At 74.6% G+C, this 14,255-nt stretch carries 13 protein-coding genes; 4 read left to right on the top strand and 9 right to left on the bottom strand.

Annotation, left to right across the window (positions count from 1 at the left end; all coding sequences use genetic code 11):
* The first annotated feature begins 20 nt into the window (after positions 1-20).
* The 4 genes from ABIQ69_RS11030 to ABIQ69_RS11045 all read left to right on the top strand — a co-directional run bounded on the left by ABIQ69_RS11030 (position 21) and on the right by ABIQ69_RS11045 (position 3,670).
* Positions 21-758, top strand: a complete 738-nt coding sequence (locus ABIQ69_RS11030) for a PspA/IM30 family protein (RefSeq protein WP_350347164.1) — start codon at positions 21-23, stop codon at positions 756-758.
* A gap of 76 nt (positions 759-834) precedes the next feature.
* Positions 835-1,692 carry an arginase family protein gene (locus ABIQ69_RS11035; protein ID WP_350347165.1) on the top strand — a complete coding sequence of 286 codons (858 nt, stop codon included), beginning with the start codon at positions 835-837 and terminating at the stop codon, positions 1,690-1,692.
* Positions 1,693-1,796: 104 nt separating this feature from the next.
* A complete protein-coding gene (locus ABIQ69_RS11040; RefSeq protein ID WP_350347166.1) occupies positions 1,797-3,233 on the top strand; it encodes an NAD(P)/FAD-dependent oxidoreductase in 1,437 nt (478 codons plus the stop codon).
* Complete coding sequence (locus tag ABIQ69_RS11045; RefSeq protein WP_350347167.1) at positions 3,230-3,670, top strand: Fe-S oxidoreductase; 441 nt, start codon at positions 3,230-3,232, stop codon at positions 3,668-3,670. Before ABIQ69_RS11040 ends, ABIQ69_RS11045 begins: the two co-directional genes overlap by 4 nt.
* Here ABIQ69_RS11045 and ABIQ69_RS11050 read toward each other — a convergent pair.
* From ABIQ69_RS11050 to ABIQ69_RS11090, 9 genes are all read right to left on the bottom strand, one after another.
* Positions 3,636-4,664 carry an iron-siderophore ABC transporter substrate-binding protein gene (locus tag ABIQ69_RS11050; protein WP_350347168.1) on the bottom strand — a complete coding sequence of 343 codons (1,029 nt, stop codon included), beginning with the start codon at positions 4,662-4,664 and terminating at the stop codon, positions 3,636-3,638. The genes ABIQ69_RS11045 and ABIQ69_RS11050 overlap by 35 nt on opposite strands.
* 125 nt (positions 4,665-4,789) lie before the next feature.
* On the bottom strand, positions 4,790-5,623 hold the full coding sequence (locus ABIQ69_RS11055) for an ABC transporter ATP-binding protein (protein WP_350347169.1): 834 nt from the start codon (positions 5,621-5,623) through the stop codon (positions 4,790-4,792).
* Positions 5,620-6,684, bottom strand: coding sequence for an iron chelate uptake ABC transporter family permease subunit (locus ABIQ69_RS11060; protein ID WP_350350012.1), 1,065 nt, complete (start codon positions 6,682-6,684; stop codon positions 5,620-5,622). The genes ABIQ69_RS11055 and ABIQ69_RS11060 overlap by 4 nt, the downstream gene beginning before the upstream one ends.
* 5 nt (positions 6,685-6,689) lie before the next feature.
* Positions 6,690-7,712 carry an iron chelate uptake ABC transporter family permease subunit gene (locus tag ABIQ69_RS11065; protein WP_350347170.1) on the bottom strand — a complete coding sequence of 341 codons (1,023 nt, stop codon included), beginning with the start codon at positions 7,710-7,712 and terminating at the stop codon, positions 6,690-6,692.
* 44 nt (positions 7,713-7,756) lie between these two features.
* Positions 7,757-8,698, bottom strand: coding sequence for a siderophore-interacting protein (locus ABIQ69_RS11070; RefSeq protein WP_350347171.1), 942 nt, complete (start codon positions 8,696-8,698; stop codon positions 7,757-7,759).
* A 55-nt stretch (positions 8,699-8,753) separates the two neighbouring features.
* Positions 8,754-10,874 (bottom strand): iron ABC transporter permease, encoded by a 2,121-nt coding sequence (locus ABIQ69_RS11075; protein ID WP_350347172.1) that lies wholly within the window; start codon positions 10,872-10,874, stop codon positions 8,754-8,756.
* Positions 10,846-11,817 carry an iron-siderophore ABC transporter substrate-binding protein gene (locus tag ABIQ69_RS11080; RefSeq protein WP_350347173.1) on the bottom strand — a complete coding sequence of 324 codons (972 nt, stop codon included), beginning with the start codon at positions 11,815-11,817 and terminating at the stop codon, positions 10,846-10,848. Before ABIQ69_RS11080 ends, ABIQ69_RS11075 begins: the two co-directional genes overlap by 29 nt.
* A gap of 92 nt (positions 11,818-11,909) precedes the next feature.
* Entirely contained in the window at positions 11,910-12,716 is an 807-nt protein-coding gene (locus ABIQ69_RS11085) for an ABC transporter ATP-binding protein (protein WP_350347174.1), read from the bottom strand.
* Positions 12,717-12,797: 81 nt separating this feature from the next.
* Positions 12,798-14,231, bottom strand: a complete 1,434-nt coding sequence (locus tag ABIQ69_RS11090) for an amidase (protein ID WP_350347175.1) — start codon at positions 14,229-14,231, stop codon at positions 12,798-12,800.
* Between the last annotated feature and the right edge of the window lie 24 nt (positions 14,232-14,255).

The following is a 14,255-nucleotide window of genomic DNA, read 5'->3' on the forward strand; positions in this document are numbered from 1 at the left end:
ACCAACGAAAGGAACGCAACATGGCCAAGCAGTCCATCTTCGGGCGGATCTCGCAGCTCGTCCGCGCGAACATCAACGCCCTCCTCGACGAGGCCGAGGATCCCGAGAAGATGCTCGACCAGATGGTGCGCGACTACACCAACTCCATCGCCGATGCCGAGGCCGCGATCGCCGAGACCATCGGCAACCTCCGCCTCCTCGAGGACGACCACCGCGAGGACGTCACTGCGGCCAACGAGTGGGGCCAGAAGGCCCTCGCCGCGAGCCGCAAGGCCGACGAGCTCCGCAAGGCCGGCGACACCGTCGACGCCGACAAGTTCGACAACCTCGCCAAGGTCGCCCTCAGCCGCCAGATCTCGGCCGAGAACGAGGCGAAGGCCGCCGAGCCGCAGATCGCCGCGCAGACCGAGGTCGTCGACAAGCTGAAGGCCGGGCTGAACGGCATGAAGGAGAAGCTCGTCCAGCTGCAGAACAAGCGGAACGAGCTCGTCGCCCGGTCGAAGACCGCCGCCGCGCAGCAGCAGGTGCACGACGCCGTGAAGTCGATCGACATCCTCGACCCGACGAGCGAGATCGGCCGGTTCGAGGACAAGATCCGGCGCGAGGAGGCCAAGGTGCGCGGCCAGGCCGAGCTCGCGGCCTCCAGCCTCGACGCGCAGTTCAACGAGCTCGACGACCTCGGCGAGCTCACCGAGGTCGACGCCCGCCTCGCCGCACTGAAGGCCGGCGGCTCGCCGCAGGGCGCCATCGGCGGCTGAACGCCCTCCGCGAACGGATGCCCCGCGCCGACCTCGGCGCGGGGCATCCGTCGTCTCCGGGGCCATACTGGGAACCATGCCTGCCACCTTCGTCGTCGTGCCCGTGTGGCAGGGCTCCGTCTCGGCCCGTGCGATGAGCCATGCCGACGGGGCCGCCGCGATCCAGGGCGACCTGCCCGCCGCCGCCACCGTCGTGGTGGACGTCCCGGTGGAGGCCGGGGAGGCGCTCGACACCGGCGTGCACCGCTACAGCACCATCCGGCGCGTGCGGGAGCGCACCGAGGAGGCGCTCGCCGGCGTGACGGGCCTGCCCATCACCATCGGCGGCGACTGCGGCGCCTCGCTCGCCGCCGTCGCGCACGCCTCCCGGGCGACCGGCGGCGACCTCGCGGTGCTGTGGCTCGACGCCCACCCCGACCTCAACACGCCCGAGAGCTCCCCCTCCGGGGCGTTCGGCGGGATGACGCTGCGCGCCATCGCGGGCGACGGCGCCGAGGGGCTCGCCCTCGACGAGGACAGCAGGGTGCTGCCGACGAGGCTCGTGCTCGGCGGCATCCGCGCGATCGACGACGAGGAGCGGCGCTTCATCGACGAGCACGCCGTGCAGACCCTCACGGTCGAAGACCTCTCCGATCCCGCCGCCGTCGTCGCGGCCGTCGAGGCGACCGGCGCCTCGAACGTCTTCGTCCACGTCGACCTCGACGTCCTCGACCCCTCCGCGCTCGCGGGTCTCAGCTACCCGATGCCGTTCGGCGTCGAGGCATCCGCACTGGTGGCGCTGGTCCGAGCGGTCGTCGAACGGTTCCCGCTCGCGGGCGCGGCGATCGCCGGGTTCGCGCCCGCCTCACCCGATGCCGCCGAGGACGACCTGCCGACCATCCTCCGGCTCGTCGGGGCGCTGTCCGCGGGTGCGCCGCGCCCCGGCGCCGACTGACGGCAGCCGGTCCGGAAGCCGACTGTCGGCGCCGTCGCGCCGGAGCGCGCGGCGCGATGCGTAGGCTGACCACGAACGCCCGGTGGGCCGTGAAGGGAGCGCACATGCAGCACGAGGTCGACGTCGTCGTGATCGGAGCCGGACCGGTGGGCGAGAACGTCGCCGACCGGGCGCGCGCCGCCGGATTGCAGGTGGTCATCGTCGAACAGGAGCTCGTCGGCGGGGAATGCTCGTACTGGGCGTGCGTGCCGTCGAAGACGCTGCTGCGCAGCGCCGCCGCGCTCAGGGCCGCGCGCCGGGTCCCCGGCGCAGCCGAGGCCGTGACCGGCGACCTCGACGTCGCCGCCGTGCTCGCCCGTCGCAACTGGTTCGTCTCCGACTGGAGCGACGAGGGCGCCGTCGGCTGGCTCGACTCCGTGGGCATCGAGCTCGTCCGGGGCCACGGCCGTCTCGCCGGCCCGCGCCGCGTGGTGGTGGAGCACGCCGACGGCACCTTGACCGAACTCGTCGCCCGCCACGCGGTCGCGGTGTCGACCGGATCCGACCCGGTCATGCCGCGGATCGACGGGCTCGCGGAGGCCAGGCCGTGGACGAGCCGGGAGGCGACGAGCGCCCAGGAGGTGCCGGCCCGCCTCGCGGTCATCGGCGGCGGGGTCGTCGCGGTCGAGATGGCCACCGCCTACGCGGGGTTCGGCACCGAGGTGACCGTGTTCGCCCGGAGCGGGCTGCTCGGCGGCATGGAGCCGTTCGCCGGCGAGGCCGTCGCCGACGGGCTGCGCGAACTCGGCGCGACCGTGCGGCTCGGCGTCACACCCGAGCGCGTCGAGCGCGCCCCGTCGGGCGAGGTGGTGCTGACCCTTGCCGGCGGCGAGCAGCTGGTCGCCGACGAGGTGCTCGTGGCCACGGGTCGCCGGCCGCGCACCGACGACCTCGGGCTCGAGACCGTCGGCCTCGAGCCCGGCAGCTGGCTCGACGTCGACGACGAGCTCCTCGTCCGCGGCGTCGACGGCGGCTGGCTCGTGGCGGTGGGCGACGTGAACCACCGCGCCCTGCTCACGCACCAGGGCAAGTACCAGGCGCGCGCGGCGGGCGACGGTATCGCGGCACGGGCACTGAGCCGGCCCGTCGACGCCGCGCCGTGGGGCGCGCACGTCGCGACCGCCGACCACCGCGCCGTGCCCTCCGTGGTGTTCGCCGAGCCCGAGGTCGCGAGCGTCGGCCTCACCGCGGCCGCTGCGCGGGACGCCGGCATCGACGTGCGCGTCGTGGAGGTCGGCCTCGACGCCGCCAGCGGGACGGGCATCCACTCCGACGGCCCCGCGGGACGCGCCGCACTCGTGATCGACCAGGAGCGGGGCACCGTCGTCGGGGCGACCTTCGTCGGCCAGGACGTCGGCGAGCTGCTGCACGCGGCGACCATCGCCGTCGTGGGCGAGGTGCCGACCGACCGGCTCTGGCACGCGGTGCCGGCCTTCCCGACGGTGAGCGAGATCTGGCTCCGCCTGCTCGAGGCCCTCGGCCGTCCGGGCGCGGACGCGTGAGCGTGCCTCCAGGCGCCGGCCGACCGTCGCATGCGGTCAGGATCCGGCTCACCGACTCACCCGTGAGCCACGCCGGCTACTGGTTCGCCACGGCGGTCGGCTTCGCGTGGGGCGCCCTGCTCAGCACGGGACGCATCGAGCGCCGTCGCGGCCTCATCGTCTTCACGGGCATGCCGACGTGGGCGTTCGGCCGCGGCGGAGCGTGCGTCGGCGGCTGCTACCTGACCGACCGGAACGTCTCGCACCGGGTGCTCGGTCACGAGGCGATCCATCGGCGTCAATGGCGCAGGTACGGCATGCTCTTCCCGCTGCTCTACCTCCTCGGCGGCCGCAACCCGCTGCGGAACCGGTTCGAGGTCGAGGCCGGGCTCGAGGCCGGCGGCTACCTCCGGCGCGCCGCGGCTACGGCTCGAGGACGCCCGAGATCGCGTCGATGAGCGCGGGGAGGCCGCCCTCCCAGTCGAAGCTCAGCGCGGTGGGCGGCGAGACCGAAGAGACCGTGACCCGGTCGGTCACCTGCGCGACGTTGCCCGCGGCGACGGCGGGGATGGCCTGCAGCTCGGGCTTGGCGAGGAATGCGGCGGCCTCCTCCTCGCTGTCGTGGTAGCTCACGATGAAGTCGGCGTCGAGCTGGTCGAGCTGCTCGTAGCTCAGCTCGTAGAAGAACCCGCCGTCGCTGGTGTCGAGGTCGGCGACGCTCGGCGCGACCTCGAGGCCGAGCTCGGTGAGCACCTCGATGCGCGCATCTGCCTCGGTGTAGACGTAGACGAAGCCGTCGCCGTCCCACACGCCGGCGAACGTCTTGCCCGCGAACTCGGGGTGCGCGGCGGCCTGCTCGGCGAGGCCTTCGGAGATGGTCTGCAGCACCTCCTCGCCCTCGTCGCTCCGGCCCAGGGCCTCGGCGGTGATCCGGATCTCCTCGTCCCACGGGGTCGTCCAGGGCGCATCGGGGTAGGCGACGACGGGCGCGATCTCGGAGAGGGTGTCGTACTGCTCCTCGGTGAGGCCCGAGTAGGGCGCGAGGATCAGGTCGGGGTCGGCCTCGATGAACTCCTCGTAGGGCACGGTGGCGCCGCCCTCGGGGTCGCTCAGCAGCGCCGGCAACTCTTCGCCGGCCTCCTCGTACGCCGCCTCGACCCAGGGCAGGTAGGCGCCCTCTCCGACGGTCCACACCTGCTCGGCGATCGCGATCGGGTACACGCCGAGCGCGACGGCGGCCTCCGTCGAGCCCCAGCCCCACGTCGCGACCCGCTCGGGGGCGTCCTCGATGACGGTCTCGCCGAAGGCGTGCTCGATGGTGACCGGGAAGCCCTCTGCCACGGCGCCGGTCGAACCGGCGTCCTCGTCGGTGCTGCCGCCCGCGCAGGCGGACAGGGCGAGCGCGGTGACGGCGGCGCCGGCCACGGCGATCAGGGAACGTCGAAGACGCACGGGGCTCCTTGGATCGGATCGGGGGTGATAAGGAGAGCCTAACCTAACAGCGACGGATGTCCCAGCTCCGTGTCATCCGACGACGCGTGCGGCACTCGCCGCCGTCAGCGCGACCCCGCGCCGGCTCACTCCGCCGCGTGGAACCGCCCGATCGGGACCACGAGCGGGCTGCCGGAGACCGGATCGGGGATGACCCGGGCCTCCAGCCCGAACGCGCCGCGCACGGTCTCGACGGTGAGCACCTCGGCCGGCGCACCCTCGGCGACGATCCGGCCGGCGCTCATCACCACGAGGTGGTCGGCGTACCGCGCCGCGAGGTTCAGCTCGTGGAGCACCATGACCACGGTCGTGCCGCGCTCGCGGTTCAGCGCCGTGAGCAGGTCGAGGAGCTCGAGCTGGTGCGTCACGTCGAGATAGGTCGTCGGTTCGTCGAGCAGCATGATGTCGGTCTGCTGGGCGAGCACCATCGCGATCCACACGCGCTGCCGCTGCCCGCCCGAGAGCTCCTCGATCGGCCGGTCGGCGAGGTCGGCGACGCCCGTGGCGGCAAGCGCCTCCGCGACCACCTCGTCGTCGTCGCTCGAATGGCGTCCGCACCAGCCCTGGTGCGGATACCGCCCGCGGCCGACGAGATCGGCGACGCGCACCCCGTCGGGAGCGATCGAGCTCTGCGGCAGCACTCCCACCCTCCGGGCCACGTCGCGGCGAGGCATCCGGCCGACGTCCTCGCCGTCGAGGGTGACGCGCCCGCCCTCGAGCGGATGCAGCCGGGCGAGCCCGCGCAGGAGCGTCGACTTGCCGCACGCATTGGGGCCGACGATGGCGGTGATGCGCGCGGGCGGCAGGACGAGGTCGAGGCCGTCGATCACGCGCCGGCCGTCGTAGCCCAGGACCACGCCCTCGGCGGCGAGTCCGGCGCCGGGCCGGCGTTCGGGCACGACAGCGGGCAGTGCGCTCATGCGCGGGTCCTCTCGGTACGGGCGAGCAGCCACAACAGGTATGGGGCGCCGATGACGCCGGTGACGATGCCGACGGGGGCCGTGAGCCCGGGGATCGCGAACTGCCCGATGACATCTGCCGCGAGAGTCAGCGCCGCTCCCGCGAGCGCGGACGCGAGGAGCGCCGCTCCCCCGCCGCCCACGAGCCGCCGGGCGACGGCCGGCGCGATGAGCGCGACGAAGGCGATCGGCCCTGCCACCGACGCCGCGGTCGCCACGAGGGCCACCGCGAGCACGAGCAGCACCACGCGCGAGGCATCCGCGCGCACGCCCAGGGCGGACGCGTGGTCGTCGCCGAGCGCGAGCGGCGCGAGCACGCGGGCGACCGCCGCGATCAGGGCCGAGACGATCAGCACACCGACCGCGAGCAGTGCCAGCTGGTCGCCGCGCACATCCGCGACGCTGCCGACCGTCCAGTGCAGCGCCGCCTGCGCCTCCCGGACCTCGCCCCTGGCGAGCAGCCACGTCACCGTCGATCCGCAGACGTACGCCATGCCGACGCCGACGAGCACGAACCGCACGCCGTGCAGACCCTGCCGCCACGCCGTCAGCCAGATCACGACCGCGACGGCGAGGCCGCCGCCGAACGCGAACCCGGCGACGGCGGCGCCCGCGACGCCGAGCCCGAGCATCGCCCACACCGCGCCGAGGCTCGCGCCGGTCGAGATGCCGAGGATGTCGGGGCTCGCGAGCGGGTTGCGGAGCGTGGACTGGAACACCGCGCCGGCCAGCGCGAACGCCGCGCCCACGAAGAGGGCCGCGAGGATGCGCGGCAGCCGCAGCTCGAACACGACGAACCGTTCGACGCGATCGCCCTGGCCGACGAGCACGGCGAGCACGCGGTCGGGGGTCACGCCCGCCGCACCGAACGACGACGCGAGGACGGCCAGCACGACGGCGAGCCCGGCCGAGACCGCCACCACCAGCAGCTGGCGCCGCCGGCGACGCGCACGCACGGACGCGACGACGGATGCCACGTCGGCCGGGCCGTCGAGCCGGTCGGTCGCACCGGCCGTCGTCATGCCCGTCACAGCCCGGCCACCCGTCGGCTGCGCGCGATCGCGATGAGCACCGGCGCGCCGAGGAATGCGGCGACGACGCCGGCCTCGAGCTCCGCATTGGGCACGATCAGCCGGCCGATGACGTCGGCGGCGAGCAGCATGATCGGGCCGAAGACCACGGAGACCGCGACGATCCAGCGGTAGTCGCTGCCGACGAGCCATCTCGCCGCATGGGGCACCACGAGCCCGACCAGCGCGATCGGGCCGGCGAGCGCGGTCGCGACGCCGCAGAGCAGCACGATCGAGAGGCCGGCCACCGCACGCGTCACACCGACGCGCTGCCCAAGTGCGCTCGCGACGTCGTCGCCGAGCGCCAGCAGGTTGAGCCGGTGCGCGAGGGCGAACACGAGGACCGCGCCGACCACGAGGAACGGCCACAGCGCCGCGACGGTCGAGAGCTCGCGACCGGTGAGCGAGCCCACGGCCCAGAACCGGTACTGGTTGAACGCCTCGGTGTCGCGGAGGAGCACGAGCGCGATGAGCGGGGTCAGCAGCGCGGTGAGCGCCGCGCCCACCAAGGCCAGGCGGACCGGCTCGCCGCGACCGATCGCGAAGACCACGACGGCTGCCGCGCCCGCGCCCGCGAAGGCGAACCAGATGTAGCCGAACGGGTCGACGATGCCGAGCAGCGAGATGCCGAGGACGACCGCGAGGGAGGCGCCGGCGTTCACGCCGAGCAGGCCGGGGTCCGCGATCGGGTTGCGTGTGACCCCCTGGATCACCGTGCCTGCGAGGCCGAGCGCGACGCCGGCGGCGAGGCCGATGACCGTGCGCGGGACTCGCAGCTGCAGGACCACGGCCTGGTCGGGGTCGCCCGGCACAGGCGCGACGAGCGCCTGCCACACGTCGGCCGGGTCGATGCCGCGCACCCCGAGGGCGAGGCTCGCCGCGACGACCAGCACGAGCAGCACGACTCCGCCGGCGAGCACCGCGATGCCGCGTGCGGCGGTTCCTCGGTGTCCCGCCCGGCGAGCTGCCCTGGGGGCCACCGGGCCGGCTGGCCCGGGCGCCGTGCCCGCCCCGGCCGCTGCGCTCACTCCAGTTCGGCGCGGCCGCGCCGCCAGTAGCCCATGAACGCGACGCGGCGCCGGTCGAGGCGTGCCTCGCGGACGAGGAAGCGGCGGAGCGTGGTGATGACGGTGGCCTCGCCGGCGAGCCAGGCGTAGCAGTCGCCGTCGAGGCTGCGGCCCTCGGGCACGTCCCAGAGGGGGCCGTCGTCGGGATCGGCGCGCTCGGCGTCGGCGAGCGCGAGGGCCGCCTCGCTCGGGGCGAGCTCGTCGTCGGGCGTGCAGCTGCGGGCGACCCAGTCGCGGACGACGGGAATGAGCCGGTCGCCGTGGGCGTCTCCGGCGGCGCGGGCGAGCCAGCGGACCTCGACGCCCTCGGGCGCGCGGACGTCGATGGCGTCGTCGGGGTGGGGCACTTCGATGATTGCGATGCCCGCCGCGTCGCGCGGGAGCTGCTCGAGGATCGCGCAGATCGCCGGGGCGGCGGTCTCGTCGCCCGCGAGCAGCACGGTCTCGACGGCGCCCGGACGGAAGTCGATGCCGCTCGTGCGGTCGGGGCTCAGCTCGTCGGGTCCGATGAGCACGATCTCGTCGCCGGGCGCCGCGGCGCCGGCCCACGCGGACGCCGGACCGAGGTCGCCGTGCAGGGCGAAGTCGATGTCGACCTCGCGCTCGGCGGGCCGGACGGCGCGCACCGTGTAGGTGCGGAAGGGGTTGCGCTGCTCGGCCGGCAGCTCGCGCCAGGCCCGGTACCAGTCGTCGCCGTCGGGGAAGTGGGCGAAGCCGGCCGCGTTCGGCAGCACGACCTTCACGCGCTGGTCGAGGCCGGCCGTGCCGAACCCGTCGAGGTCGTGCCCGGTGAAGGTCACGCGGGTGAACGTCGGCGTGAGACGGCGCACGCGCGCGACGCTGGTCCGGTAGCTCCGGTAGGCGGGGCGCGGGGCCGCCTCGACGACTGAGGTAAGCATTACCTAAGTCTGACACAGGCCGCGGGCGGCGTCGAACCGCCCGCGACCCGAGACGTCATCGCCTCGACCGCCAGAGCAGCCACACGAAGTAGGGCGCGCCCACGATCGCTGTGACGAGCCCCGCGGGCAGCTGGCCGGGGGCGATCACCGTGCGGCCGACCGTGTCGGCCACGCAGACGAGCAGCGCGCCGAGCAGCCCCGCGACCGGCAGCACCAGCGCGTGCCGGCCCCCGACGAGCGCGCGGGCCGCGTGCGGCGCCACAAGCCCGACGAAGCCGACGACGCCGACCGCCGCCACCGCGGTCGCGGTGAGCGCGACGCTCACCCCGAGCAGCGCGAGCCGCGCCGGACCGAGGCGGACGCCCAGCACCCGCGGCGTGTCGTCGTCGAACGCGAGCAGGTCGAGCTCGCGGCGGCGCGCGGCGAGCAGCGGCACGCTCGCGACCAGCACGACGAGCAGCGGGATGAGCTGCGGGAACGTGCGCCCGTACGTCGAGCCCGACATCCACGTCAGCGCCTTGGCGGCGTTGTAGGGATCGGTCGCGATGATGAGCATCGAGGTGATCGCCGCGGATGCCGCCGACACGCCCATGCCGATGAGGATGAGCCGGGTGGAGGCGAGCCCGCCCCGGAGCGAGAGCCCGAAGACGACCACCGCCGACGCGAGCGCGCCCGCGAACCCGCCGAGCGTCACGCCGAGGTGCGTCGCGAGCGGCCAGAGGGTGATGACGAGCACCGCCCCCACGCCCGCGCCGCCCGTCACGCCGAGGATCGCCGGCTCGGCGAGCGGGTTGCGCGAGACCGCCTGCACCGCGGTCCCCGCGAGCGCGAGCGCGGCGCCCGCGAGGATCGCGGCCGCGACTCGGGGCGCGCGCGTGTTCATCACGAAGTCGACGAGCGGCCCCGCCTGGCCGGTGATCCAGTTCAGGATGTCGCCGCCCAGCAGCTTCGCGTCGCCGAGCAGCAGCGAGACGAACGCCACGGCGACGAGCGCGACCGAGGCCGCCACGATGACGAGGATGCGTCCGCGCCTGGACAATCCGCCGCCCACGACGAACCCGGCGCCGGCCTCGTCCGCCGCCCGGGCGCGGAGCGCGAGACCGACGAGGAAGACCGCCCCGAAGATCGTGGTCACCACGCCCGTCGGCACCTCGACGGCCGCCTGCCCGCCGAACGCGAGGCGCAGGAGCACGTCGGCGCCGAGCACGATGATGACGCCCACGACCGCCGCGGCCGGGATCAGCAGCACGTGGCGTTGCATGCCGCGCACCCGCTCGGCGATGAGCCGCGTGATGGCCGGCGCCGCGAGGCCCACGAACCCGATCGGCCCGGCGACGGTCACGGCGGCCGCCGAGAGCAGCACGGCCGCGACGATGCCTCCCGCGCGGATGCGGCCGACCCGGGCGCCGAGGACGCGCGCCTGGTCGTCGCCCAGGGCGACGAGGTCGAACCGCCGGGCGAAGACGAGGAGCCCCGCCACGGCGAGCAGCACCACGGGCGCGAGCTGGGTCACGGCGTCGAGGCCGGTCTGGGCGAGGGTGCCGTTGCCCCAGGCGTACAGCCCCGTGGTCCGTTCGGGGAAGAGCAGGAGCAGCATCCAGGTCACCGCCTGCAGCGCGAGCGCGATGGCGGAGCCCGCCAGCACGAGCCGGATGGTGCCTCCGCCGCCTCGGCCGGCGGACATCGCCATCACGACCGCTGCGGCGGCGAGGCCCCCGGCGAACGCCACGACCCCGCCGCCCGCGGCCGGCAGCACCACCCCGAAGGCGGCGACCGCGACCACGGCGACGTACGATCCGGCGTTCACGGCCAGCGTGTCGGGCGAGGCGAGCAGGTTCCGCGAGACCGTCTGCATCACGAGCCCCGCCACGCCGAGGCACACGCCGACGAGCACGCCGGCCGCGAGGCGCGGCACCCGTGAGGCCACGAGCACGGCCGCGGACTGGTCGTCGCCGGCGCCGGCGAGCAGCGCGAGCAGCTCGGGCACGCCGACCGAGGCGGACCCCTGCGTCACGTGCACGGCGGCGAGGAGCGCCGCCGCGACGACGCCGATCGCGATGAGCGCGATCGCACCGACGCGCGGCGCCCCGGCCGGGGCATCCGTCACCGGTGCGGCGCGGCCGGCCTCGGTCGCCTCGCCCGGGCGCTCAGCCGGCGAGGGTGGCGACGACCGCATCGATGTAGTCGTTCATCGAGCTCGGGCCGCCGAACATCCAGATGCCGTCGGGCAGACGGTGCACCGACCCGGACTGCACGAAGGGCAGCGACTGCCAGACCGCGTTGCCCGCGAGCTCCTTCTGGTACGGGTCCTGCCCCTCGGCGTCGGAGGCGATGTACAGGAACTCGACGTCGCCGAGCGCGGTGAGCCCCTCGACGTCGGTCGAGGCGAGGCCGTAGTCGGCATCGCCCTCACCGGTCCAGGCGTTCACCAGGCCGAGCTCCTCCGTCACGTCGGAGAGGAGCGAGCCCTTGGCGAAGGGGCGGATCGACACCTGGCCGCCCGACGCCCACGCGTCGCTCATCGCGAACGACGCTCCGGCGAGGCCCGCGGCCTCGAGCGCCTGCCGGCCCTCCTCGACCTTCGCCTCGAACCCGGCGATGAGTTCCTCGCCCTCGGCCTCACGGCCGGTGGCGACGGCGATCTTCTCGAGGTTGCGCTCCATCTGCCCGATGGCGTCGGAGGCGTCGGCACCGCGCACGACGAGCACGGGCGCGAACTCCTCGATCTGGGAGATCGCCGACTCGGGCAGGTCGGAGGTGGTCACGACCAGGTCGGGAGCGAGTCCCGCGATCGCGTCGATCGAGGGCTCCCCGCGCGTGCCGACGTCGGTCACGTCGCCCTCGAGCGGCTCGGCGTGCACCCACGCGGTGTACCCCTCGACGTCGGCGACGCCCACGGGCGTCACGCCGAGCGCGACGAGGTTCTCGACGGTGTTCCACTCGAGCGCGACGATCTCGTCGGCGGGCTCGGCCAGCTCGATCGTCTCGCCGCGGTCGTCGACGATCGAGATCGCGGCGTCGCCCGCGGCGGCCGGCGTCTCCTCGGTCGTTCCGCAGCCGGTCAGCAGCAGGGCGGAGCCGGCTGCGACGGCGATGAGGGCGGTGGCACGTGTGCGCATGGTGTCCTTCATTCGGGCGCTGACGCATGGCGCCGCGCGCGAGGTGGTGGTGAGGGTGGTCGTGGTCGTGGTGGTGGTGCCGGCGGGCCCGGTCAGGCGACGGCGAGGCCGGCGGTCCGCCGGGTGTTGTACCGCCCGATGGGGCAGGTGGTGATGCAGCCCCGGTCGTCGACGTCGACGTCGACGCGGATGCCGTAGGCCGAGCTCAGCACGTCGCTGACGAGCACCTCGGCGGGCGTGCCGACGGCGCGCACCCGCCCGGATTCGAGCAGCACGATGCGGTCGGCGACGGCGGCCGCCTGGTCGAGGTCGTGGAGGACGACGCCGATGGTGACGCCGTGCTCGTCGGCGAGCTCGCGGATCAGGTCGAGCAGCTCGACCTGGTAGCGCAGGTCGAGGTACGTGGTCGGCTCGTCGAGCAGGAGCACCTCGGTGTCCTGCGCAAGGCAGGCGGCGAGCCAGACCCGCTGCAGCTGGCCGCCGGAGAGCCGGTCGACGGCGTGGCCGGCGAGGGCGGCGACGCCCGTGAGCTCCATGGCGCGCTCGACGACGGCGGCGCCGCCCGCGTCGCCCGCGACCCAGCGGCCGCGATGCGGGTGCCGGCCGAACTCGACGAGCTCGCGGACGGTGAGCCCGCCGGGCGTGGGGCGGCTCTGCGCGAGCAGCGTGACGCGGCGGGCGAATTCCCGCGACCCGAGCGCGCCCGCGTCGGTGCCGTCGTCGAAGGTGACGCGTCCGGCGTCGGCGCGGTGCAGTCGGGCGAGCGAGCGCAGCAGCGTCGACTTGCCGCTGCCGTTCGGGCCGACGAGCGCGGTGACGCGGCCCGGTTCGAGATGGATCCGCGCCCCGTGCACCACCGTGCGGCCGTCGTACGAGAGCGTGAGGTCGTCACCGAGCATGGACCCAACTATAGGTGAGGCTTACCTAACTGCAAACTCGGATGACGCTCCGCTGCGACTCCTCGCACCGGTCCGCCGGTGTCACCACACCGGAGGACGGCGGCGCCCGCGCCGCGCGGCCCGCTCGAGCTGAGCACCGAGCGCGAAGAGCGTCGACTCCCCTCCCGGCCGGCCGATCAGCTGCACGCCCATCGGCAGTCCGGTCGACGTCTCATCGACCGGCACCGTGATCGCGGGCAGCCCCGACACGTTCACGAACGACGTGAACGGCGTGAACGCCACCTGCTGGGCGAAGTTCCGCTCGCCGTCGCCCGCGTCGTACCAGCCGACGGGTCGCGGCGTCATCGCCAGCGCCGGCGTGAGGACGGCGTCGAACGGCGCGAACCGGCGGATCACCCGCTGTTCGAACCCGGCGAGCCACGCGAGCGCCTCCGCGAGCGTCCGCGCCGGCAGCGCCCGACCCCGTTCGACGAGCCAGCGCGTGAGCGGCTCGAGCAGCTCGATCGCGGCGCCGTCGACGGGGATGGTGGCCGCGCCCGCCTGCCACACCGCCCGGAACGCCTCGGCGTACCCGGGCTCCGGCGCCGGCGCCATCGCCTCGATGCCGTGACCCGCGCGGTCGAGCAGCTCGATCGCCCGGTCGAGCGCGGCCCGGGCCTCCGGCTCGATCTCGATGTCGGTGAAATCGTCCCACGGCGAGTCCGTCATGACGCCCACCTGGAACCGCCCCTCGCCGCGGATCGCCGCACCGAGGAAGGGTCCGTCCTCGCCCGGCGCCCGCACGGCGAACGGATGCCTCGCCGGATAGCCGGCCGGCGCCACGAGCCCGTCGAGCAGCAGCGCCGCATCGGCGACCGTCCGCGCGATCGGGCCGGCGACGCCGAGACCCGCGAGGCTCGCGAGCCCGGAGCCGGCCGGCACCCGGCCGCGCGAGGGCTTCACGCCGACGAGTCCGCAGGAGGCGGCGGGGATGCGGATCGAGCCGCCGCCGTCGGACCCCGGCGCGAACGGCAGCAGCCCCGCCGCCACGGCGGCCGCCGCTCCCCCGCTCGACCCGCCGGCGCCGAGCGAGAGGTCCCACGGGTTCCGTGCGGCGGGCACCGCCGGCCCCTCCGTGTACGACGGCATGCCGAACTCGGGTGTCGCGGTCTTGCCGAGGCTCACTGCGCCCGCCTCGTCGACGGTGCGCACGAGCTCATCCGACTCCTCGGGCACGAAGTCGGCGAACGCCTGCGATCCGAACCGCGCCGGCACCCCGGCCCGGAGGTGGAGATCCTTGTCGGCGAGCGGCATCCCCCAGAGCGGCGCCGCCTTCGGCACCTGCCGTTCGACGAGGTCGGCGCGTTCGAGCGCGCGCTCGGCGTCGACGTGCGCGAACGCCCCGACGCGCGGCCCGAGTCGATCGATGCGGTCGAGGAAGTGCCGGGCGGCCTCGTGCGGCGACACCTCCCCGCGCTGCAGCAGCTGGTGCAGTTCGAGGGCCGTGTACTCGTGCAGCTCGTCGACGTCGGTCACCCGTCGAGCCTACGACCGCGACGG

It is taken from the genome of Agromyces sp. G08B096, assembly GCF_040267705.1.
In the GTDB taxonomy this organism is placed as follows: domain Bacteria; phylum Actinomycetota; class Actinomycetes; order Actinomycetales; family Microbacteriaceae; genus Agromyces.

Coding starts and splice junctions, on each gene's coding strand:
- ABIQ69_RS11030 (WP_350347164.1), top strand. CDS start 21: ATGGCCAAGCAGTCCATCTTCGGGCGGATCTCGCAGCTCGTCCGCGCG.
- ABIQ69_RS11035 (WP_350347165.1), top strand. CDS start 835: ATGCCTGCCACCTTCGTCGTCGTGCCCGTGTGGCAGGGCTCCGTCTCG.
- ABIQ69_RS11040 (WP_350347166.1), top strand. CDS start 1,797: ATGCAGCACGAGGTCGACGTCGTCGTGATCGGAGCCGGACCGGTGGGC.
- ABIQ69_RS11055 (WP_350347169.1), bottom strand. CDS start 5,623: ATGAGCGCACTGCCCGCTGTCGTGCCCGAACGCCGGCCCGGCGCCGGA.
- ABIQ69_RS11060 (WP_350350012.1), bottom strand. CDS start 6,684: ATGACGACGGCCGGTGCGACCGACCGGCTCGACGGCCCGGCCGACGTG.
- ABIQ69_RS11070 (WP_350347171.1), bottom strand. CDS start 8,698: ATGCTTACCTCAGTCGTCGAGGCGGCCCCGCGCCCCGCCTACCGGAGC.
- ABIQ69_RS11075 (WP_350347172.1), bottom strand. CDS start 10,874: ATGCGGTCGTCGCCACCCTCGCCGGCTGAGCGCCCGGGCGAGGCGACC.
- ABIQ69_RS11080 (WP_350347173.1), bottom strand. CDS start 11,817: ATGCGCACACGTGCCACCGCCCTCATCGCCGTCGCAGCCGGCTCCGCC.
- ABIQ69_RS11085 (WP_350347174.1), bottom strand. CDS start 12,716: ATGCTCGGTGACGACCTCACGCTCTCGTACGACGGCCGCACGGTGGTG.